The sequence below is a fragment of the Pseudomonas sp. 01L34 genome (assembly GCF_056400265.1).
In genome coordinates, this window is record NZ_JBFTSX010000036.1 from 1 (window position 1) to 686 (window position 686).

Here is a 686-nt window from a genome sequence, read left to right on the forward strand (position 1 = left end):
GCTGGCGGCGGTTCTTTGAGCGTCAAAATCGACGACGCCAAGGGCGGCAACTACGAGAAACTGGAAGTCGACGGCAAGTCGGCGGATACCTCGGTGACCGACACCCCGGACACCACCACCCTCAGCCTGTCGGCAACCGACTCGGTCGCCGAAGGCGGTTCCATCGTTTATACCGCGACCCTGACCAACGCCGCCGGCACGCCAGTGACCGTGACGTTGAGCAATGGCGCCGTCATCACCATCGAAGCAGGCAAAACCACCGGTTCCGTAACCGTCGATGCGCCGAAGGACGACGTCTATAAAGACGCCGGAACCATTGAAACGACCATCAAAGACGCCACCGGTGGCAACTTCGAGAACCTGGTAACCAGCAATACGCCTGCGGTCACTACCGTCAACGACACCATCGACACCAGCACTGTTTCGCTGAGTGCGACCGCGAACGTCGCCGAAGGCGGCACCGTCACTTACACCGCGACCGTCGGTGCACCAGTGACTGGTAGCCCGGTCACCGTGTCCCTGGCTAACGGCCAGACGATCACCATCGATATCGGCAAAACCACCGGTACCGTGACCACCGCCGCGCCGAACGACGCATTGACCGGCCATGCTCCGCTGACCAACTCGATCACCAACGTCAGCGGCGGCAATTACGAAAATCTGGTGGCGGACAAAACGCCGGTCAG

Annotated in this window: 1 protein-coding gene; it reads left to right on the forward strand. The window is 61.2% G+C overall.

Annotated elements, in window-relative coordinates; genetic code table 11:
* Positions 1–15: 15 nt before the first annotated feature.
* Positions 16–686, forward strand: a 671-nt coding sequence (locus AC1DQM_RS29860; protein ID WP_477747263.1) for an immunoglobulin-like domain-containing protein, incomplete at its 3' end; no start/stop codon positions are given.